Genomic DNA, 18,204 nt, shown 5'->3' with positions numbered 1-18,204 from the left:
AAACGGAGCAGGTGACTGGCGGCTGATGCTTTGTCAGCCGCACGTTCTTAGTTATTTATTGCGGTTAAGCAGATCCAGCGCGACGTCGACGATCATATCCTCCTGGCCGCCGACCATCCGCCGCTTGCCCAGCTCGACGAGAATATCCACCGCGCTGAGGCCATAGCGCTTGGCCGCCGCTTCGCTGTGGCGCAGGAAGCTGGAGTAGACTCCGGCGTAGCCCAGCGCCAGCGTTTCGCGGTCGACACGCACCGGGCGATCCTGCAGCGGCCGCACCAGCTCATCGGCCGCGTTCATCAGGGCGTAGAGATCGGTGCCATGCTGCCAGCCGAGCTTGTCGGCGGCGGCAATAAACACCTCCAGCGGCGCATTGCCCGCCCCCGCCCCCATCCCGGCCAGGCTGGCGTCAATGCGATCGCACCCCTCTTCCACCGCGACGATCGAGTTCGCCACCCCGAGGCTCAGATTATGGTGGGCATGCATCCCGGTGGCGGTCTCCGACTTCAGCACCGCCTTCAGGGCGCGGAAGCGGTCGCGAATGTCGTTCATGTTCATCGCCCCGCCGGAATCCACCACATAGATACAGGTCGCGCCATAAGATTCCATCTTCAGCGCCTGCTGCGCCAGCGCCTGCGGGGAGATCATATGGCTCATCATCAGAAAACCGACGGTGTCCATCCCCAGCTCGCGGGCAAAGGCAATATGCTGCGCGGCGACGTCCGCTTCGCTGCAGTGGGTGGCGACCCGCACCACCCGCGCCCCGGCCTGATACGCCGCTTTCAGATCGTGCAGCGTGCCGATGCCCGGCAGCAGTAAGGTGGCGATTTTCGCCTGGCTGACCGCCGCCGCCGCCGCTTCAATCCACGCGATGTCGCTGTGGGCGCCAAAGCCATAGTTGAAGCTGGATCCCTGCAGGCCATCGCCATGGGCCACTTCGATGGAGTCGACCCCAGCCTTATCCAGCGCGCCGGCGATCTGCTGCACCTGCGCCAGGGAATACTGGTGACGAATAGCGTGCATACCATCGCGCAGCGTCACGTCCGAGATATAAAGTTTTTTACCGTTCATGCTGTCGCTCCCGCCGCGCTGTGCATTGCCCCGGCCATTTGCTCCGCCGTCGCCAGCGCCGCCGAGGTCATAATATCGAGGTTGCCCGCGTACGCTGGCAGATAGTGCGCCGCTCCTTCCACTTCGAGGTAAACCGCGGTTTTCAGGCCGGAAAAACAGCCGACGCCGGGCAGGTTGACCGGCCTGTCCTCGGGGATAACCTCAAACTGCACCTGCTGCTTCAGCCGGTAGCCCGGGACGTAAGCCTGCACTGCCGCCGCCATTTCGGCGATCGAGGCGGCAATCGCCTCCTGCGACGCCAGCTCGCTCAGGATGTAGACGGTATCGCGCATCATCAGCGGCGGCTCCGCCGGGTTCAGTACAATAATCGCTTTGCCCTTGCCCGCCCCACCGACTTTTTCAATCGCCTGCGAGGTGGTTTCGGTGAATTCGTCAATATTGGCCCGCGTGCCCGGCCCGGCGGATTGGCTGGCGATCGAGGCCACAATCTCCGCGTAATGCACCTTCGCCACTCGCGAGACCGCGGCGACCATCGGGATGGTCGCCTGCCCGCCGCAGGTCACCATATTGACGTTGCCCTGATGGAGATTGTCCGCGAGGTTGACCACCGGTACGCAGTACGGGCCAATCGCCGCCGGCGTCAGGTCGATAACGCGGATCCCCGGCTTCGCTTCGCGCAGCGCGGCATCGTTTTTGATGTGCGCCCCGGCGCTGGTGGCGTCAAAAACAAAATCGATGTCGGCAAATTCCGCCATCTGCATCAGGCCGCCCACCCCTTCGTGAGTGGTCGCAACGCCCAGGCGCCGGGCGCGGGCCAGGCCATCCGACTGCGGGTCGATGCCGACCATCACCGCCATCTCCAGATGCTGGCCGTGGCGCAGGATTTTAATCATTAAATCGGTGCCGATATTCCCGGAGCCGATAATGGCGACTTTACGTTTACGCATCACGATCTCCTTCTCCGGCGGCAACGAAGCGTGCCGCGACTGAGCCAATACCTTCGATATGGGCGGCAAAGCTGTCCCCCTCGTTAATCGTCACCATCGGGCCTAACGCCCCGGTCAGGACGATATCCCCCGCCCGCAGCGGTTCGCCGAGACTCGCCAGCTTGCGCGCCAGCCAGACTGCGGCGTTCAGCGGATGCCCCAGACACTCGCTGCCGCGGCCGCTGGAGACCAGCTCCTGGTTGCGGGTCATGTGCATGGCGCACTGCTTCAGATCCAGTCCCGCCGGGCGCTGCGCCGGGCCGCCAATGACGTACAGGCCGCAGGAGGCGTTATCGGCGACGGTGTCGACAAAGCCGATTGACCAGTCGCGAATGCGGCTGCCCACCACCTCCAGCGCCGGCAATACCCATTCGATGGCGTTATACAGTTCATCAAAAGTGGTATCGGCATGCGGCAGATCCTGCTTCAGCACCAGGGCGATCTCGGCCTCCACCTTGGGCTGCAGCACGCGGCCAAACGGCACCTCGGCGTTGTCGCCGTAGCACATGTCGGCAAACAGGGTGCCGAAGTCCGGCTGATTGACGCCCAGCTGCTGCTGCACTTTGGGATGGGTCAGGCCCACCTTGCGGCCCACCACCCGCCGGCCATGGGCCACGTGGTGCTGGACGTTCAGACGCTGGATGGCATAGGCGGCGTCGGCATTGTCGACGCCGAGAATATCGCGCAGCGGGGCGATCGCCTGGCCGCTCTGTTCCGCGTCGCGGAGCTGCCGGGCCAGCGCGTCAAGAGAAAAAGTCATCATTTACTCCTTAAGCCCGTGCGAGGAAATTGAGCACCAGCTGATTAAAACTGTCGGCATGTTCCCACTGCGCCCAGTGGCCGCAGTCGCGGTAAATATGCAGTTCCGAACCGGCGATCCCGGCGAGCAGGCGCAACCCGGCGTCCATCGGCACGAAGCGGTCATTGCGTCCCCAGACGATCAGAGTTGGCGCGCTGATTTCGCCCAGCCGCGGGCCAAAGTCAGGAAACTGCTTCGGGTTGGCTTCGAGGCTCTTGACGAAGTTGTCCAGATGGTCGCGGCGCGACAGCATATTGTTGAGACGCGCCTCGAACAGCGCCTCGGTGAGGTCGCGGGTGTCGAAGACGAAGATGCTCATCATCTTTTTGAGGTTTTCAATGGTCGGCTCGCGGTACAGGGCGTTCAGCAACTTGATGCCCTCGGTCGGCATCGGCGTGAACAGGCTCATGCCGCCGGTCCCCCCGCCCATCAGCACCAGCTTAGCCACCCGCTCCGGCCAGCTCAGGGTGAAGGCCACCGCGCTATGGCCGCCCATCGAGTTGCCCAGCAGATGGACTTTATCGATCCCCAGCTGATCGACCACGCTTTTCAGAATGCGGGCGTTGAGGTCCGAACGCGAGCCGCTGTTGACGATAGCATCGCTTTTGCCCCACCCCGGACAGTCGAGGAGCAGCACGCGATAGCCCGCCTCGACCAGCGGGTCAATATTGCGGCTGAAGTTGGCCCAGCCGGTGGCCCCCGGCCCGGAGCCGTGCAGCATGACCACGGTCTCTTTCCCGTCGCCGCAGTCATTGATATGGATACGCAGCGTGCGGCCCCCCTCGTCGACATTGAGGAATCGGCTGGTGGCGGCTTCAGTTTGCGGTTGATAGCTCATGTTAGTCTCCCGGTTAATCAAATCTCGGTGGTGGCGCTCAGCGAGCCGAATCCGGCGATCCACTCGGGGATCGGCCGGTAATAGCGGCCTTCACTGCGCCAGCGGCCAAAAGCGGATAGCGCGGCAAAAGCGGCCACCCAGGTCTTAATTTCGTGCGTCGATTTGCCGGCCATCGCCGACAGCTCTTCATTGCCGATCGCGTCCAGTTCGCTCAGCCGCCCCTGCTCCAGCAGGCTCATAAAGCGGTTGTCCCAGACCGGGTTGAGGGGATGGAGCGAGTGGGGGTCTTCGGTAAACCGTCGGGCGGCATTGATCACCCGCTGCTGGCGCCGTTCGCGTTCGTCCGGCGGCAGCTGCTTTCCGCCGCCGAGCAGGCGATCGCGCAGATGGGCGTCGGCCTTCGCCAGCTCCGGCACCGGCGGCTGGTGCGAGAGTCCGCCCGAGCCGAGGATCAGCACCCGCTTATTGAGGGTATTGAGAAAGCGGCCCATCGCCTCGCCCAGCAGCCGGGTGCGTTGAAAACCCGGCAGCGGCGCGGCGACGCCGTTAATAAACACCGGCAGCACCGGTACGCGGTCCAGGCCACCCAGCAGAAACTCCAGCGGCTGGGCGAAGCCGTGGTCCACCTGCATGTTGTACGACACCGCCAGGTCGATACCGCTGTTGATCACGGCGTGGGCGCAGGCTTCCGCCAGCTCGGTCGGCACCAGCAGGTCGCCGGCGGCGCTGGCGAAGTCGCCAATCGCGGTGGCGCCGACGCCGAGGCAGAACGGCGGCATCACGTCATAGAAAAAACCGTTGTAGTGATCGGGAGCGAAGAGCACTACCAGCTCGGGATCGAATTCAGCGATCCGCCGCCGGGCGTCGGCAATCACCCCGTTCACTTCATCAAGGACCGCCTGCTCCGGGTCCACGAATCCCACCAGCGGGGTGTGGGAGAGACAGTGCAAATAGGCATGCATATCAGGCCACCTTCTCTTCAGCGTGGGCGGTATCCCCGGTTGCGAGGGCCATTTTTTCCGCCAGAGCGGTCAGCTTCGCACCGAGGGACTGCGGGATGGCGAGAGCGGCAACAAAGCGGTCCGGTCTGACCACGGCGATGGCGGTGTTATGCTGAGCAAACCAGCTCTTCAGGCGGTTTTGCCTGTCGCCCACCCGCAGCGTGCCGGGGGCGTTATCCTGCTCACGGTGGATCTGCACCTCCGGCACCACCTGGATAAAGCGCACGCCAATCGCGCGCCAGCGGGCGATCTGCCCGGCGTCGAGCCCCCACTGCGGATTACAGCCCCAGCCGATAATGGCGAAATTCGCCCCGATAACCTCGTCGAGCAGCACGCTCTCACCGCTCTCCAGCGTCACCTGCGGTTGAATAAACATTTTGCCCACCGGCGATGTCTTGCCGGCGCCGTCGGTCAGCAGCGCCCCCTCGCGGTACTGCGGCATCGGCTTAAAGCGCATCTCGAGGAAGTAGCGTTTCACCGGCGGCAGGTAATTCAGCAGCCAGGAGAGACCGTCGCGCACGGCCCCCTGCCAGCGCTTCGGCGGCGCCAGCACGTAGCCGGCGGTGACCGACAGATCAATCATCGCTTTCGCGTGGTCGCGGCGCTCCTGCTGGTAGCTGTCGAGCAGCGCCTCTCCCGCTTTACCGTTGACCACCAGCGCCAGCTTCCACGCCAGGTTGAAGGCGTCGCGCATGCCGCTGTTGTATCCCTGCCCCTGCCAGACCGGCATGATGTGTGCCGCATCGCCGGCCAGCAGCACCCGGTTAATGCGAAAGCGCTCGGCAAGGCGGGCGTTATGCGTATAGACCCGCTGGCGGATCAGCTCTACGCGGTCCGGGTCCGGCAGCACTTTGCTCAGCAGACGGCGCATATTGTGCGGCTCGCTGAGCTGGGCTTCGGTTTCTCCGGGCATCACCATAAATTCAAAGCGGCGCACGCCGTGGGGCAGCGCGGCGGAAACGTAGGGTCGCACCGGGTCGCAGCACAGGTAAACGTGCGGAGTGGCCAGCGGGTCGTTAGCGATATCGATGACGATCCACTGATTCGGCGCGGTCTTGCCTTCGAAGGGGACGTTCAGCGTACGACGAATAAAGCTGGCGCCGCCGTCGCAGGCCACCAGCCAGTCCGCGCGCACCGTCTCCCGTTCGCCGTCCGGTCCTTTAAGATTTAACGTGACACTGTCACCGGTCTGGCTAAAGGCTTCCACTTCGCGGGAGAAGAGGCAGCGGACCTGAGGGAAACGCTGCAGACCGTGATACATCACCGCATCGACCTGCGGCTGAATGAAGGCGTTGCGCCGCGACCAGCCAAACTCATCGGTCATCGGCTGGATATCGGCAAAGCAGCGGCCTTTTGGGGTGAGAAAACGCATGGCGTGCCACGGCGTGGTATGCGGCAGCACGTCATTCACCAGCCCCACCGCCTGCATCGCCCGCAGGGATTCATCGTCAATGCCGATGGCCCGCGGGTAATCGATCAGTGTGGCGAGCTTTTCCACCACCAGCACGCTGATGCCCATCTGGCCAAGGTAGTTGGCCATCATCAGACCAACCGGACCGGCGCCAACGATGGCGACCTGAGCGGTATGCTGCACGGCGGGTTGAATATCGGGTGTAGATGTTGTCATTCTCAGCGACCTCACGACTCGGAAACTGCCCGGCTGACAGGCAATTTGTTAATCATGTGTAAACGTATTTTTATAATGGGCTGAGTATAGGGCGGGGGTTTTCGGCTACAATCAAAACATCATCGAATGTGCACAAGGTGCACAACACTGTTTTTAAAGCATTTTTAGGGAGGATTTATGCGTGACGATGGGTCCGCAGCGTACAAAACGGTGCGCGGATTAAGCCGGGGTTTATTGTTATTAAAATTGTTAAATAAATTCGACGGCGGCGCGACGCCGGGCCTGCTGGCGGAGTTTAGCGGCCTGCATCGCACCACCGTGCGCCGGCTGCTGGAGACGCTACAGGAGGAGGGTTTTGTCCGCCGCAGCCGCTCCGATGACAGCTTCCGGTTGACCATTAACGTCCGCCAGCTGAGCGATGGATTTCGTGACGAACATTGGATTTCTGCCCTCGCCACGCCGCTGCTCGGCGAGTTGCTGCGCGAGGTGCAGTGGCCGACAGACATCACCACCCTCGACGTCGACGCCATGGTGGTGCGCGAGACTACCCACCGCTTCAGCCGACTGTCGTTTCACCGCGCGATGGTCGGACGGCGGCTGCCGCTGCTGCTCACCGCCTCCGGACTGACGTGGCTGGCCTTTGCCCCCGACGCGGAACGCGACGCCATCGTCAGCATGCTGGCCGCCCGTCCGGAAGCTGAGTATCAGCTGGCCCGCGAACCGGAACGGCTGGCGGCGATCCTCGCCCGCACCCGCCAGAACGGCTATGGCGAAAACTTCCGCGGCTGGCGGCAGGAGGAGAAAATCGCCTCGATCGCCGTGCCGGTCTGCAGTCAGCAGCGGGTTATCGGCTGCCTGAACCTGGTCTATATCGCCAGCGCAATGACCATTGAGCAGGCGGCGCAGAAGCATCTCCCTGCGCTGCAGAGGGTGGCGAGGCAGATAGAAGCCCGCATGGAGGATGAAGAAGTGTGGTACGAAATGCCCTGATCGTGATGAGGGTAACCGCGATCAACCATTGCGCCCGGCTTCGTTATATAATTTAATACACAACGAATTTTCACGCCATTCGGGCCACACCATGTCAAAACACCCCTTACTGCTGGGCCTGACGCTGCTCAGCGCCAGCCTGTTCACCGGCCAGGCCTTCGCCGACCGCACCGTCACCGACCAGCTGGGTCGCCAGGTCACCCTCCCCGACCACGTCACCCGCGTAGTGGTTCTGCAGCATCAGACGCTCAATCTGCTGGTACAACTGCATGCCGCCGAGGATATCGTCGGCGTCTTAAGCAGCTGGAAGAAACAGCTCGGGCCGCAGTTCGCCCGCTTCATGCCCGAGATCGGGCAACTGGCGACCCCAGGCGATCTCACCCAGGTCAATATTGAAAGCCTGCTGGCGCTGCGTCCGCAGGTGGTTTTCGTCGCCAACTATGCGCCGCCGGCGATGATCGCGCAGATCCAACAGGCCGGGATCCCGGTGGTGGCCATCTCGCTGCGCCATGATGCCGCCGGGGAAAAAAATAAAATGAACCCCACCATGGCTGACGAAGAGCAGGCCTATAACGCCGGGCTGATGGAGGGGATCCGCCTTATCGGCGAGGTGGTCGAGCGCCAGCCCGAGGCCGAGGCGCTGATTCACTACACCTTCGAGGCGCGCAAGCAAGCCAATGCGCCGGTGGCCGATATTCCCCAGAACCAGCGGGTGCGGGTGTACATGGCCAACCCCGATCTGAATACCTATGGCGCTGGCAAATACACCGGGCTGATGATGGCGCACGCCGGGGCGCTGAACGTGGTGGCCGCCAGCGTAAAAGGCGCCCGCCAGGTGTCGCTGGAGCAGGTGCTGGAGTGGAACCCCCAGGTGATCTTCGTCCAGGACCGTTATCCGCAGGTGGTCAAACAGATAGAGAACGACCCGCAGTGGCAGACGATCGATGCGGTGAAACATCACCGCGTGTGGCTGATGCCGGAGTACGCCAAAGCCTGGGGCTATCCCATGCCAGAGGCCCTGGCGCTGGGTGAGCTGTGGATGGCGAAAAAACTCTATCCCGCGCGCTACCAGAGCATCGATGTGGACAGTAAAGCCAGCGATTACTATCAGCGTTTTTACCGCGTGGCGTGGACGCCAGATGCCCGCTAACCATCATCCCTGGCTGGTGCAGGGTAGCCTGGCGCTGGTGACCCTGGCGATCGCGGTCGCCTCGCTCTGTTTCGGCCAGTACCCGTTAAGCCTGAGCGCCGTTGGCCACACCCTGGTCCATCTGCCGCCAGGAGAAGGGGTGATCGGGCAGATCGTCTGGTCGGTTCGCCTGCCGCGCGTGGTGATGGCCCTGCTTGCCGGGGGCGCGCTGGGGCTGTGCGGCGCCACCTTGCAGGGCGTGTTCCAGAACCCGCTGGTGGACCCGCACATCATCGGGGTGACCGCCGGCTCCGCCTTCGGCGGCACGCTGGCGATCCTGTTGGGCGTCGGCAGTCTGCTGATGATGGCCTCGACCTTTTTCTTCGGCCTCGTCGCGCTGGGGCTGATTTACGCCCTCGCCGCCCTGCAGGGGCGGGACAGCACGCTGGGGCTGATTCTGTCCGGGATCATTCTCAGCGGCTTCTTCGCCGCGCTGGTCAGCCTGATGCAGTACCTCGCCGACAGCGAAGAGACGTTACCGAACATCGTTTTCTGGCTGCTCGGCAGCTTCGCGACCGCCAGCTGGCATAAGGTACTGCTTATGTCCCTGCCCCTGGCGCTTGCCGCCGGGGTGCTGTGGAAGCTGCGCTGGCGTATCAACCTGCTGGCCCTGGAGGAACGGGATGCCCGCAGTCTTGGCGTTCCGGTGGCCGCGCTGCGTCGCGGCGTGCTGGTTTGCTGCGCGGTGCTGGTGGCAGCCCAGGTGGCGGTCAGCGGCAGCATCGCCTGGATGGGTCTGGTGGTCCCGCACCTCGCCCGTCTGCTGGTAGGGGCTGACCATCGTCGCCTGCTGCCCACCGCCTTCTGGCTCGGCGCCGCGCTGATGCTGGTGGTGGACGATCTGGCGCGCACGCTGACCCAGGCGGAGATCCCGATCGGGATCATCACTGCCCTGCTCGGGGCGCCGCTGTTTACCGTGTTGCTGGTGCAATCCCGACGCCGGAGTACGACCCGATGAACAGCTCATTATCGCTGCAAGCGCTACGCTACGGCCACCGTCAGCCGCTCTTCGCCCCGCTCACGCTGGCCTGCCGGCCCGGTGAGATCTGGGCGGTGCTGGGCGCCAATGGCCGGGGAAAAAGTACCCTGCTGGATACCCTGACCGGCGTGTTGCCGCCGCTGGGCGGCGAGATGCAGTGCGAGGGCGGCGTGGCCCTGGTTCCGCAGTCGTTTCGTCCCGCTTTTCGCTGGCGCGTGAGCGATGTGGTGCTGATGGGCCGGGCCCGTCATGTGGATCTCTTTGCCCAGCCGGACGAGGAGGATGCCCGGCGGGTTGAGCAGGCGCTGGCGCAGCTGGGGATTGCCGCCCTGGCCGAAGATGACTTCGGCGCCCTCTCCGGCGGCCAGCAGCAGCTGGTGTTGATTGCCCGCGCGCTGGTCAGCGCCAGCCAGAATATCCTGCTGGATGAGCCCTGCTCGGCGCTGGACCTCGGTAACCAGCAGGTGGTGCTGCAGCTGATCGGCGACCTCGCCCACCGCCAGGCGCGCACCGTCCTGTTCACCACCCATGATCCCAACCACGCCCTACAGGTGGCCAGCCATACGCTGCTTCTGCTGCCGGAGGGCCGGTGGCTGGCGGGCGAGACCGCCGACGTGCTGAGCGAAACGCATCTCCGGCAAGCGTACGGCCTGCCGGTACGCCTGATCCGCCATGCCGCCTCCGCGTTCCCTCTGCTGGCGCCGGGGTTTACGCTGCGTCGCTGAACGGCATAAAACCCGCCTGCCGAAGATACCCCTGGCCAACGTCGCCGAGGATAAAGCGATACAGGGCCAGCGCGGCGGGATCGGCCCTGAGACGCGCCAGCTGGTAATCGCAGCGAATATTCCACGGCGCCGGGATGGTCAGGGTACGCAGATCGTCGCAGGTGGCCAGCGCGGGGCCATAGTGCGCATAGCCGATAAACAGATCCGCCAGATTCTGGCGAATAAGCCACGCGCCGGCTATCTCTCCCGGCGGCACGCTCAGTGAGTCTCTGCCGCCGACCAGCTGCTGCGCCCGCCCGGCCATCGCGTTGCCCAACCCTGGATAGCGTGCCTCAATTCGGGCGAACAGCTGCCAGGTATAATCTCCCGACGGATCGCAGCCTGGCGTGGAGGTCGCCAACCGCAGGCGGGGCGTGCTGAGCAGCGCCAGCCAGTCCAGGCTATCGTTGTCCGGCGACCGCCGGGCGGTCAGCATCAGCTGGTTGCTGGCAAATCCCTGGCATTCCTGCGCCAGACCCGCCTGCAGCAGCGCCTGCGGGTGCGCCGCGTTGGCGGAAGCAAAAACCGCGCACGGCGCCCCGGCTTCGATCCGCTCGCGCAGCAGGCCGGCAGGGCCAAACTGCGCATCGACCGCCAGGCCAGTGTGCTGCCGAAAGTGCGCCACAAGCGGCAGGAAGGCGCTTCTCAGGCTTCCTGCCGCCAGCAGCGTGAGAGTAGTATTTGCCATAGGATATCGCTATAAACCGGATAATATAGCGCTATATTACCCGGTTTGCCGTCGCGTCAGTAGCGAATTTCTGCCAGGGTCCGCAGCTGCTCGGGGGTGGCTACCGGTAGGTCAAAAAAGCGCAGATAGGCAGGGATCATTTCAAACAGCATGTCGGTCCCGCGCTGGATGTGGCACTGTCGCGCCCGAGCGGCCCTCAGCAGCGGGGTGTACTCCTGGGTCATGACGACTTCCCCCACCCAGGCGCCTGGCGCCAGACGGTCGACGTCCAGCGGCAGCGGATCGCTGGCCTTCATCCCCAGCAGGGTGGCATTGACCACCAGCTCGTGTCCGGCAGGATCGGGCTGCATCAGGGTGATATCGAGCTGCGGATAGTGCTGATGCAGCCGCCCGGCGAGGGCGTGCGCCACCTCGGGCCGGGTATCGTACAGGGTCAGGGCGCTGACCCCCGCCGCCGCGAGGGAGGCGGCGATAGCCGATCCCACCCCGCCGCTGCCAACCACCAGCGCCCGCGTCCCCTGCGGGTTAAACCCTTTACGACGCAGGCCCAGCACAAATCCCTCGCCATCGAACATGTCTCCGCTCAGGCTACCGTCAGCCTCGCGGCGGATGGCATTGCAGGCGCCAGCGATGGCCGCCGTCGGGCTCAGGCGCTGCACCAGATCGCAGGTAGCGATTTTATGCGGCATCGTCACCAGCGCGCCGATGATGTTGGTCATCGTAAACAGCGGCGGAATAAACGCGGCGTAGTCCTCCGGCCTGACCCCCATCGGCACCACCTTCACGTCCACCTGCTGGTCAACGAACCACGGGTTGTAGATCATCGGCGCCTTAAAACTGGCGGTCGGATAGCCAAGGTGCGCTATCAGCCGCGTATGCCCACTAATCACCATGCCTTGCTCCTTTGCTTACTGCGATAACTCGATACGTTTGACGTCGCCGAGGATAAACAGATAGGCCACCACGCCCAACAGCGCGGCGCCGCCGATGTAGATCAAGGCGTAGAAGAAATTGCCGAACCCGGCAACGATAAAGCCGATCACCAGCGGGGTGAGGATCCCCGCGAGGTTGGCGCAGAAGTTAAACAGGCCGCCGGTCAGGCCGCCCAGCCCCTTCGGGGCGATATCGGAGATCAGCGTCCAGCCGAGACCCACCATCCCCTGGCCAAAAAAGGCAAACGACATCACCAGGATCACCGCCAGGTCGCTCTCCAGCCAGTTGGCGGTGATGATGCAGCTGGCCATCAGCAGACCGGCGACGATCGGCAGCTTACGGCCAAGGTTGGCTGACCCGGTGGCTTTCAGCAGCTTGTCGGAGAGCCAGCCGCCAAACATCACCCCGCCGGCGGCGGCGACAAACGGCAGGATGGAGAAAAAGCCGACCTTCAGCCAGGGCATATGCCGCTCGGTGGCCAGCCAGGTGGGGAACCAGGTGAGAAAAAACACCAGCACGGTATTGCCGGCAAACTGGCCGATACTGGCGCCGATGATCTGCCGTTTGCTCAGCAGCTGGCGGACCAGCGGCCAGCTGAACGCCACCTGCTGGTCGGTCGGGGCGCTGAGGCCGCCGCCGTTTTCGATATGCTCGCGCTCCTGCGGGCTAAGACGCAGGTCTTCATGCGGTTCGCGGTAGCAGCGCCACCACACCAGGGCAAACAGAATGCCGACGGCGCCAACGCTGACGAACAGCACCCGCCAGCCGAAACCGTCCATGATCCAGAACAGCAGCGGCGCAAAGCAGGCCAGCCCGAGATACTCCCCCACGGTGTACACCGCCGTGGCCTTCGCCCGCTCCTGCTGTGGGAACCAGGCGCTGACCACCCGGCTGTTGACCGGAAAGCACGGCGCTTCGCTAATACCGAGCCCGAAGCGGCACAGCAGCAGCGTCTTCAGCCCCACCGCCATGCCGTGGAACAGGGTAAACAGCGACCACAGGGTCAGTGACAAAAAGTAGGTCACTTTGTTGCCAAAGCGGTCGAGAAACAGTCCGCCGGGTATCTGCGCCAGAGCATAGGTCCAGGCGAAGGCGGAGAAGAGGATTCCCATGATCGCCGGGTCGATCCCCAGCTCAGCGGTGAGCTTTGGGGCGGCGATCCCCAGTACGGTGCGATCGAGATAGTTGATCATGGTGCCAATGGCCAACAGCGCAAGAATGCCGATACGCCGCCGGGAGCGGCGCACGGTGACGGCTGGCTGGGCGGCAGCCGTCGGGTTAGGGCTATATGAGCTCATAGTCGGTTCCTGTCTCGGGTACAGAGGGTGTTGTTATTGTGTTTAACGCATAATGAACCATTTGATTCAGGCTAACAATACTGCATCGCTGCCAGACGGACGGCCGCATTCGCTGCGCCATAGAGCGCATAGCCAGCCCGGCGCTCGGTTAACTCAAAGAAAAAGCGGCCGGCGGTAAACGGCCGGGTGTAAAGATGCAGGAAATCTCCCCCCTGCGGATCGCGGTCATAGAGGAGCTGCTGGCGCTGAAGCTGCCCGACGTCCAGCTCGCCGCCAAAGCGCGCCAGCAGATCGTCATAATAATTGGCCGGGATCGGCAGCGTATGGCGGGCAACCTCGGCAAGCTGGTCGCAGGCGGCCGGCAGATCGCGGCAGGCAAAGGCGGCATGCTGCAGCCCCGCCCCCTGGTAGCAGGCAACGGAGCGGGCGATCTGCGTCGCCCGGCTCTGCGAAATATTCAGCGCCAGACGGATATCGCCCTGCGGGCTGCGCACCGCCAGGCTGCGCACCAGTCCATACGGGTCCGGCAGCGTCTGCTCATGCTCAAGGGAAAAACCAAACACCGTACGGAAGAACATCACCCAGTTATCGCGGCTGTCGGCCTCCATTCCCAGCGCCAGATGATCGATACCGAGATAATCCTCGCGCACCGTCACGCCATCACGCAGATGAAAATCGCGCTCGTAGATAGCCTCCCCGGCGTCGATGAGATAGATAAGGCTGCCGTCGGGGGCGCAGATCGCCGGGATCGGCGTTTCGTTCGGCCCGGCGTCGCCCTGCCAGGTGGCATACCCCAGCGCGCGGGCGCGGGCGACAAGCGACGCGCTGTGCTCGACCCGCAGCGCCATCGCGCAGAGCGATACCCCGTGGCGTTGATAAAAATGGTCGGCCCAGCTGTGCGGCTGATAGTTGATGACGATCCGCGCCCCGCCGTTGCGCCACAGCGTCACCTGTCTGGAGCGGTGGCTTCCCTCGTGCTGAAAACCCAGCACCTGCAGATGTTGCCCCAGGCGCTGCGCCTCGGCGGCGCTGGCGGCGAATTCGATAAACTCCAGTCCCTGGTAGACCGGCAGCGGCGGCGGTGAAAACAGATCGGCATCGCACGTCGGGAGCCGACGGCGGGTTTGCTCCTCCAGCCACAGCAGCGAACGATAACCATCTTTGGCCGTCGCGCCGTTCGGCGAGGCGCGAAAACCGTCATTAAAGATCTCCAGCGACCAGGGGCCGCGGTAGCCACAGCGGGTGATCTGCTCGGCAAACGCCTCCAGCGGCAGCTCCCCCTGTCCGGGAAAGCAGCGGAAGTGGCGGCTCCACTCCAGCAAATCCATTTTCATATACGGCGCATCGGCGAGCTGTACAAAGGTGATTTTCTCCACCGGCACCGACGGTAGCGCGTCCAGCGTGTCGCCGCGGGCCAGAATATGGAAGCTGTCGAGCACCAGGCCCAACGCCGGGCTGTCCACCCGCCGCACCCGCTCCCAGGCCTGCTGCCAGCGGTTCACATGGGTTCCCCAGGCCAGGGCCTCATAGCCGATAGCAATCCCCTCCTCTTCCGCCAGCGTGGCCAGCGCCCGCAGGTCCGCGACCTGCAATTCGCTATCCGCCGAGCAGTCCGGCTGCACATTGCTGCACAACAGCAGCGTCTCGCAGCCCAGCTCGCGCATCAGAGCAAACTTGCGCCGAGCGCGAGCCATATTCGCCGCAAACTGCGCCCGACTGGCGCCTTCAAAATCGCGAAAGGGTTGAAAAAGCGTGATTTTTAACCCTAAATCGGCGGCAAGCTGGCGGATTTCCGCCGGCGTCCCCGTATAATAGAGCAGATCGTTCTCGAAAATTTCCACCCCCTGATACCCCGCCGCCGCAATAGCGTGCAGCTTCTCAGGCAGGGTGCCGGAAATCGAAACGGTGGCGATAGAGCGCAGCATAAGGTCCTCGGGTCAACAGCTGACGTAAGCCTTGAATATGTATCATTTGGTTCATTTGCGCCATACCAGGTTGCTAAATTGTGATCATTATGTGTATTTTTTGTCACCCAAGAAAAAGGAGTTGCCATGACCGTCGTTGCCCATGATGAAGCACAATCCCTGAAGGCGCGGATCTTCAGCGCCGCTATCGCTGTCTTTGCTGAACACGGGCTGTCAGGCGCCCGCATGGAGCAGATCGCCACCGAGGCGCAGACCACCAAACGCATGGTGGTTTACTACTTCAAAAGCAAAGAACAGCTCTATCAGGAGGTGCTGCAGCATGTGTATGCGCGGATCCGCGAAACCGAGCAGCAGCTGGGGCTGGAGAATGTGCCGCCGGTGGAGGCGCTGGTGCGGCTGGTGCGCTGGAGCGTGCGCTATCACGCCACCCATGCGGACTATATGCGCGTCATTTGCATGGAGAATATGCAGCGCGGCAAGTGGTTAAAAAGCTCGGGTGAACTGAAGCCGCTGAATCGTACCGCCCTGTCGATACTGGAAGACATTTTACTGCGCGGCCAGCAGCAGGGCGTCTTTCAGGCGGGGCTCGACGCGCGCGATGTCCACCGGTTAATCAGCAGCTTCAGCTTTTATCAGGTGTCGAACTTCTACACCTTCAGCAGCCTGTATCTTGACGATCCGCTACCCGCCATCGACGATGAAGCGATGGTGGCTCACCATTGTGACATTGCCGTCAGGGCGGTGATCCGCTTCGTGATTTCCTGACCCGCCGGCGTAAGGGTTCAGTGCCCGGAAAGCGCATGAATGACTTTCTCCATAGCCTCCACGGTGAGCGGCGAACGCTGGATTTTGCGGTTCGCCAGCGAGGTGCGCAGCACACCGGCAATGACAATGTGTTTCGGCTCCTGACCCAGGTCACGCATTTCCAGCACGACTTTACCCACCACGCGGCACATTTCCTGGTACAGATCGTCGTCTTTCGCTTTATTTCCCATAGAATTTGGCTCGTATTTTATCATTATCAATCAAATCATTATTGATAGATTTCCCGCACAACGCAAACCATCGCCACTTTAAAGGTTCAATGACGCATTTTACCGGCTCATGATGGCGAAATAATCCATTTCTTTTACCCTTTTTCATAGCCGGTGACGAAAAAGTGTGTTGCGTAGATTTTTGCATAACGTGCCGGTTTTGTTACGCGTTTTGTCCATAATTTGAAACGAGGTTTTTATTTTCCTTTTTGATTTCGGCAGCGTATAATGCGCTTCGATTCTTTCTTGAATGGTTTCAGCGCATTGGACTGCATGATAAAACGCATAACACCTTGCCACATTTCATGGGCTGAACCGCCAGCACACATTCTTCTGCACGCTTCAGGGTTGTCACCTATCCTTAGGGCGTGGCTTAGCAACTTTCGTAATACAGGTTTGGCTCCCCGGCAGTGCGCCCGCGGAGCGAGAATTCCATATCCTTCACAACTTAAAGACTAAAACTGTCATGAAAAAGACCAAAATTGTTTGCACCATCGGTCCGAAAACCGAATCTGAAGAGATGCTGACCAAAATGCTGGAAGCCGGCATGAATGTGATGCGTCTGAACTTCTCCCACGGTGACTATGCGGAACACGGTCAGCGCATCCAGAACCTGCGCAATGTGATGAGCAAAACCGGTAAGAAAGCCGCTATTCTGCTGGACACTAAAGGGCCGGAAATTCGTACCATCAAGCTGGAAGGCGGTAACGACGTCTCCCTGAAAGCAGGCCAGACCTTCACCTTCACTACCGATAAATCCGTCATCGGCAACAACGAAATCGTTGCGGTAACCTATGAAGGCTTCACCTCCGACCTCGCCGTCGGCAACACCGTCCTGGTGGACGATGGCCTGATCGGCATGGAAGTTACGGCTATCGAAGGCAACAAAGTTATCTGTAAAGTGCTGAACAATGGCGACCTCGGCGAGAACAAAGGCGTTAACCTGCCGGGCGTCTCCATCGCCCTGCCGGCGCTGGCTGAGAAAGACAAACAGGATCTGATCTTCGGTTGCGAACAGGGCGTGGACTTCGTCGCGGCCTCCTTCATCCGTAAACGTTCCGACGTCGTCGAGATCCGTGAGCACCTGAAAGCCCACGGCGGTGAAAACATCCAGATCATCTCCAAAATCGAAAACCAGGAAGGCCTGAACAACTTCGACGAAATCCTCGAAGCGTCTGACGGCATCATGGTTGCGCGTGGCGACATGGGCGTGGAGATCCCGGTTGAAGAAGTTATCTTCGCCCAGAAAATGATCATCGAAAAATGTATCCGCGCGCGTAAAGTGGTTATCACCGCCACCCAGATGCTGGACTCCATGATCAAGAACCCGCGTCCGACCCGCGCTGAAGCCGGCGACGTGGCTAACGCCATCCTCGACGGCACCGATGCGGTGATGCTGTCCGGCGAATCCGCGAAAGGTAAATACCCGCTGGAAGCGGTCACCATCATGGCGACCATTTGCGAACGTACCGACCGCGTGATGACCAGCCGTCTGGACTTCAACAACGACAACCGTAAACTGCGCATCACCGAAGCGGTGTGCCGCGGCGCGGTAGAAACCGCTGAGAAACTGGAAGCGCCGCTGATCGTGGTCGCCACCCAGGGCGGTAAATCCGCACGCGCTGTGCGCAAATACTTCCCGGATGCCACCATCCTGGCGCTGACCACCAACGAAACCACCGCTCGTCAGCTGGTGCTGAGCAAAGGCGTGGTACCGCAGCTGGTGGAAGAGATTGCCTCTACCGATGATTTCTATCATCTGGGCAAAGACCTGGCGCTGAAGAGCGGCCTCGCGCGTAAAGGCGACGTAGTGGTGATGGTTTCCGGCGCATTAGTGCCGAGCGGCACGACTAATACCGCTTCCGTACACGTGCTGTAATAATTTACAGGTTAATTGGTTTTTTTTAATAAAGCGCCTCGCGGGGCGCTTTTTTTTATTCATTGATTAGCTCTTCCTATTAAAAATGCAAATCGGAATTTACTATTTAATAAGGGATTATCTAAGATGAATCCGATGGAAGCGCGCTGTTTTCACTCGCCTTTTTCAGCGATTCTGAGCAATTCGATGCTTCTTTGAGCGAACGA

Annotated in this window: 20 protein-coding genes; 7 read left to right on the top strand and 13 right to left on the bottom strand. The window is 61.8% G+C overall.

Annotated features, from left to right (window positions below; genetic code table 11):
• Nucleotides 1–51: 51 nt before the first annotated feature.
• From mhpE to ACR809_RS10750, 6 genes are read right to left on the bottom strand one after another with little or no spacing between them, the layout of a single operon-like run.
• Nucleotides 52–1,068, bottom strand: coding sequence for a 4-hydroxy-2-oxovalerate aldolase (gene mhpE, locus ACR809_RS10775; RefSeq protein ID WP_040245467.1), 1,017 nt, complete (start codon nt 1,066–1,068; stop codon nt 52–54).
• The gene (gene mhpF / locus ACR809_RS10770) at nt 1,065–2,015 is read right to left on the bottom strand and encodes an acetaldehyde dehydrogenase (protein WP_014907417.1); all 951 of its coding nucleotides are present in this window, start codon (nt 2,013–2,015) and stop codon (nt 1,065–1,067) included. The genes mhpE and mhpF overlap by 4 nt, the downstream gene beginning before the upstream one ends.
• Nucleotides 2,008–2,814: a 2-keto-4-pentenoate hydratase gene (gene mhpD, locus ACR809_RS10765; RefSeq protein ID WP_004215152.1), complete on the bottom strand. Its 807-nt coding sequence runs from the start codon at nt 2,812–2,814 to the stop codon at nt 2,008–2,010. The genes mhpF and mhpD overlap by 8 nt, the downstream gene beginning before the upstream one ends.
• A 10-nt stretch (nt 2,815–2,824) precedes the next feature.
• Nucleotides 2,825–3,691, bottom strand: a complete 867-nt coding sequence (gene mhpC / locus ACR809_RS10760) for a 2-hydroxy-6-oxonona-2,4-dienedioate hydrolase (protein ID WP_004151837.1) — start codon at nt 3,689–3,691, stop codon at nt 2,825–2,827.
• Between the two features lie 17 nt (nt 3,692–3,708).
• The gene (gene mhpB, locus ACR809_RS10755) at nt 3,709–4,653 is read right to left on the bottom strand and encodes a 2,3-dihydroxyphenylpropionate/2,3-dihydroxicinnamic acid 1,2-dioxygenase (protein ID WP_122051233.1); all 945 of its coding nucleotides are present in this window, start codon (nt 4,651–4,653) and stop codon (nt 3,709–3,711) included.
• 1 nt (nt 4,654) lies between these two features.
• A complete protein-coding gene (locus tag ACR809_RS10750; RefSeq protein ID WP_122051232.1) occupies nt 4,655–6,319 on the bottom strand; it encodes a bifunctional 3-(3-hydroxy-phenyl)propionate/3-hydroxycinnamic acid hydroxylase in 1,665 nt (554 codons plus the stop codon).
• 177 nt (nt 6,320–6,496) lie between these two features.
• Here ACR809_RS10750 and ACR809_RS10745 point away from each other — a divergent pair, with 177 nt between their 5' ends.
• The 4 genes from ACR809_RS10745 to ACR809_RS10730 all read left to right on the top strand — a co-directional run bounded on the left by ACR809_RS10745 (nt 6,497) and on the right by ACR809_RS10730 (nt 10,202).
• Complete coding sequence (locus tag ACR809_RS10745) at nt 6,497–7,309, top strand: DNA-binding transcriptional regulator (RefSeq protein ID WP_004891228.1); 813 nt, start codon at nt 6,497–6,499, stop codon at nt 7,307–7,309.
• A gap of 91 nt (nt 7,310–7,400) precedes the next feature.
• Nucleotides 7,401–8,459, top strand: coding sequence for an ABC transporter substrate-binding protein (locus tag ACR809_RS10740; RefSeq protein ID WP_122051231.1), 1,059 nt, complete (start codon nt 7,401–7,403; stop codon nt 8,457–8,459).
• Nucleotides 8,449–9,456, top strand: a complete 1,008-nt coding sequence (locus ACR809_RS10735; RefSeq protein ID WP_122051230.1) for a FecCD family ABC transporter permease — start codon at nt 8,449–8,451, stop codon at nt 9,454–9,456. Before ACR809_RS10740 ends, ACR809_RS10735 begins: the two co-directional genes overlap by 11 nt.
• A complete protein-coding gene (locus ACR809_RS10730; protein WP_004151841.1) occupies nt 9,453–10,202 on the top strand; it encodes an ABC transporter ATP-binding protein in 750 nt (249 codons plus the stop codon). The genes ACR809_RS10735 and ACR809_RS10730 overlap by 4 nt, the downstream gene beginning before the upstream one ends.
• Here the strand turns inward: ACR809_RS10730 and ACR809_RS10725 are convergent.
• The 4 genes from ACR809_RS10725 to ACR809_RS10710 form a co-directional block, all read right to left on the bottom strand.
• A complete protein-coding gene (locus tag ACR809_RS10725) occupies nt 10,186–10,929 on the bottom strand; it encodes a substrate-binding domain-containing protein (RefSeq protein WP_122051229.1) in 744 nt (247 codons plus the stop codon). The two genes, ACR809_RS10730 and ACR809_RS10725, sit on opposite strands and share 17 nt — an antisense overlap.
• 56 nt (nt 10,930–10,985) lie before the next feature.
• Entirely contained in the window at nt 10,986–11,822 is an 837-nt protein-coding gene (locus ACR809_RS10720; protein WP_122051228.1) for a shikimate dehydrogenase family protein, read from the bottom strand.
• A 15-nt stretch (nt 11,823–11,837) separates the two neighbouring features.
• Nucleotides 11,838–13,160, bottom strand: coding sequence for an MFS transporter (locus ACR809_RS10715; RefSeq protein ID WP_032431911.1), 1,323 nt, complete (start codon nt 13,158–13,160; stop codon nt 11,838–11,840).
• Nucleotides 13,161–13,231: 71 nt separating this feature from the next.
• The gene (locus tag ACR809_RS10710; RefSeq protein ID WP_122051227.1) at nt 13,232–15,085 is read right to left on the bottom strand and encodes a bifunctional sugar phosphate isomerase/epimerase/4-hydroxyphenylpyruvate dioxygenase family protein; all 1,854 of its coding nucleotides are present in this window, start codon (nt 15,083–15,085) and stop codon (nt 13,232–13,234) included.
• A gap of 126 nt (nt 15,086–15,211) precedes the next feature.
• On the opposite strand from ACR809_RS10710, the gene ACR809_RS10705 reads away from it, so the two are divergent.
• Nucleotides 15,212–15,850: a TetR family transcriptional regulator gene (locus ACR809_RS10705; RefSeq protein WP_002908844.1), complete on the top strand. Its 639-nt coding sequence runs from the start codon at nt 15,212–15,214 to the stop codon at nt 15,848–15,850.
• Nucleotides 15,851–15,867: 17 nt separating this feature from the next.
• On the opposite strand, the gene fumD is transcribed toward ACR809_RS10705, so the two are convergent.
• The 3 genes from fumD to ACR809_RS10690 form a co-directional block, all read right to left on the bottom strand.
• A complete protein-coding gene (fumD, locus tag ACR809_RS10700; RefSeq protein ID WP_004180357.1) occupies nt 15,868–16,080 on the bottom strand; it encodes a fumarate hydratase FumD in 213 nt (70 codons plus the stop codon).
• Nucleotides 16,070–16,228, bottom strand: a complete 159-nt coding sequence (locus tag ACR809_RS10695; protein ID WP_004143246.1) for a hypothetical protein — start codon at nt 16,226–16,228, stop codon at nt 16,070–16,072. Before ACR809_RS10695 ends, fumD begins: the two co-directional genes overlap by 11 nt.
• Before the next feature lie 88 nt (nt 16,229–16,316).
• Entirely contained in the window at nt 16,317–16,448 is a 132-nt protein-coding gene (locus ACR809_RS10690; protein WP_004217210.1) for a hypothetical protein, read from the bottom strand.
• Between ACR809_RS10690 and ynhH the strand changes: the two genes are divergently transcribed.
• On the top strand, nt 16,393–16,578 hold the full coding sequence (gene ynhH / locus ACR809_RS10685; protein ID WP_418133804.1) for a protein YnhH: 186 nt from the start codon (nt 16,393–16,395) through the stop codon (nt 16,576–16,578). The two genes, ACR809_RS10690 and ynhH, sit on opposite strands and share 56 nt — an antisense overlap.
• Before the next feature lie 7 nt (nt 16,579–16,585).
• Nucleotides 16,586–17,998 carry a pyruvate kinase PykF gene (gene pykF / locus ACR809_RS10680; RefSeq protein ID WP_002908859.1) on the top strand — a complete coding sequence of 471 codons (1,413 nt, stop codon included), beginning with the start codon at nt 16,586–16,588 and terminating at the stop codon, nt 17,996–17,998.
• Nucleotides 17,999–18,204 lie beyond the last annotated feature (206 nt).

The organism is Klebsiella sp. CD33 (assembly GCF_051992865.1).
GTDB classification, from domain to species: Bacteria; Pseudomonadota; Gammaproteobacteria; order Enterobacterales; family Enterobacteriaceae; genus Klebsiella; species Klebsiella pneumoniae.
This window is presented reverse-complemented; position numbering and strand designations above follow the sequence as displayed.

Bases quoted from the DNA above. Each gene is read 5' to 3' on its own strand.
- mhpF (WP_014907417.1), bottom strand. From the start codon at position 2,015: ATGCGTAAACGTAAAGTCGCCATTATCGGCTCCGGGAATATCGGCACC.
- ACR809_RS10710 (WP_122051227.1), bottom strand. From the start codon at position 15,085: ATGCTGCGCTCTATCGCCACCGTTTCGATTTCCGGCACCCTGCCTGAG.
- ACR809_RS10735 (WP_122051230.1), top strand. From the start codon at position 8,449: ATGCCCGCTAACCATCATCCCTGGCTGGTGCAGGGTAGCCTGGCGCTG.
- ACR809_RS10715 (WP_032431911.1), bottom strand. From the start codon at position 13,160: ATGAGCTCATATAGCCCTAACCCGACGGCTGCCGCCCAGCCAGCCGTC.
- ACR809_RS10745 (WP_004891228.1), top strand. From the start codon at position 6,497: ATGCGTGACGATGGGTCCGCAGCGTACAAAACGGTGCGCGGATTAAGC.
- ynhH (WP_418133804.1), top strand. From the start codon at position 16,393: ATGATAAAACGCATAACACCTTGCCACATTTCATGGGCTGAACCGCCA.
- mhpC (WP_004151837.1), bottom strand. From the start codon at position 3,691: ATGAGCTATCAACCGCAAACTGAAGCCGCCACCAGCCGATTCCTCAAT.
- ACR809_RS10740 (WP_122051231.1), top strand. From the start codon at position 7,401: ATGTCAAAACACCCCTTACTGCTGGGCCTGACGCTGCTCAGCGCCAGC.
- mhpB (WP_122051233.1), bottom strand. From the start codon at position 4,653: ATGCATGCCTATTTGCACTGTCTCTCCCACACCCCGCTGGTGGGATTC.
- fumD (WP_004180357.1), bottom strand. From the start codon at position 16,080: ATGGGAAATAAAGCGAAAGACGACGATCTGTACCAGGAAATGTGCCGC.
- mhpE (WP_040245467.1), bottom strand. From the start codon at position 1,068: ATGAACGGTAAAAAACTTTATATCTCGGACGTGACGCTGCGCGATGGT.
- ACR809_RS10690 (WP_004217210.1), bottom strand. From the start codon at position 16,448: ATGTGTGCTGGCGGTTCAGCCCATGAAATGTGGCAAGGTGTTATGCGT.
- ACR809_RS10695 (WP_004143246.1), bottom strand. From the start codon at position 16,228: ATGAAAAAGGGTAAAAGAAATGGATTATTTCGCCATCATGAGCCGGTA.
- ACR809_RS10750 (WP_122051232.1), bottom strand. From the start codon at position 6,319: ATGACAACATCTACACCCGATATTCAACCCGCCGTGCAGCATACCGCT.
- ACR809_RS10705 (WP_002908844.1), top strand. From the start codon at position 15,212: ATGACCGTCGTTGCCCATGATGAAGCACAATCCCTGAAGGCGCGGATC.
- pykF (WP_002908859.1), top strand. From the start codon at position 16,586: ATGAAAAAGACCAAAATTGTTTGCACCATCGGTCCGAAAACCGAATCT.
- ACR809_RS10720 (WP_122051228.1), bottom strand. From the start codon at position 11,822: ATGGTGATTAGTGGGCATACGCGGCTGATAGCGCACCTTGGCTATCCG.
- mhpD (WP_004215152.1), bottom strand. From the start codon at position 2,814: ATGACTTTTTCTCTTGACGCGCTGGCCCGGCAGCTCCGCGACGCGGAA.
- ACR809_RS10725 (WP_122051229.1), bottom strand. From the start codon at position 10,929: ATGGCAAATACTACTCTCACGCTGCTGGCGGCAGGAAGCCTGAGAAGC.
- ACR809_RS10730 (WP_004151841.1), top strand. From the start codon at position 9,453: ATGAACAGCTCATTATCGCTGCAAGCGCTACGCTACGGCCACCGTCAG.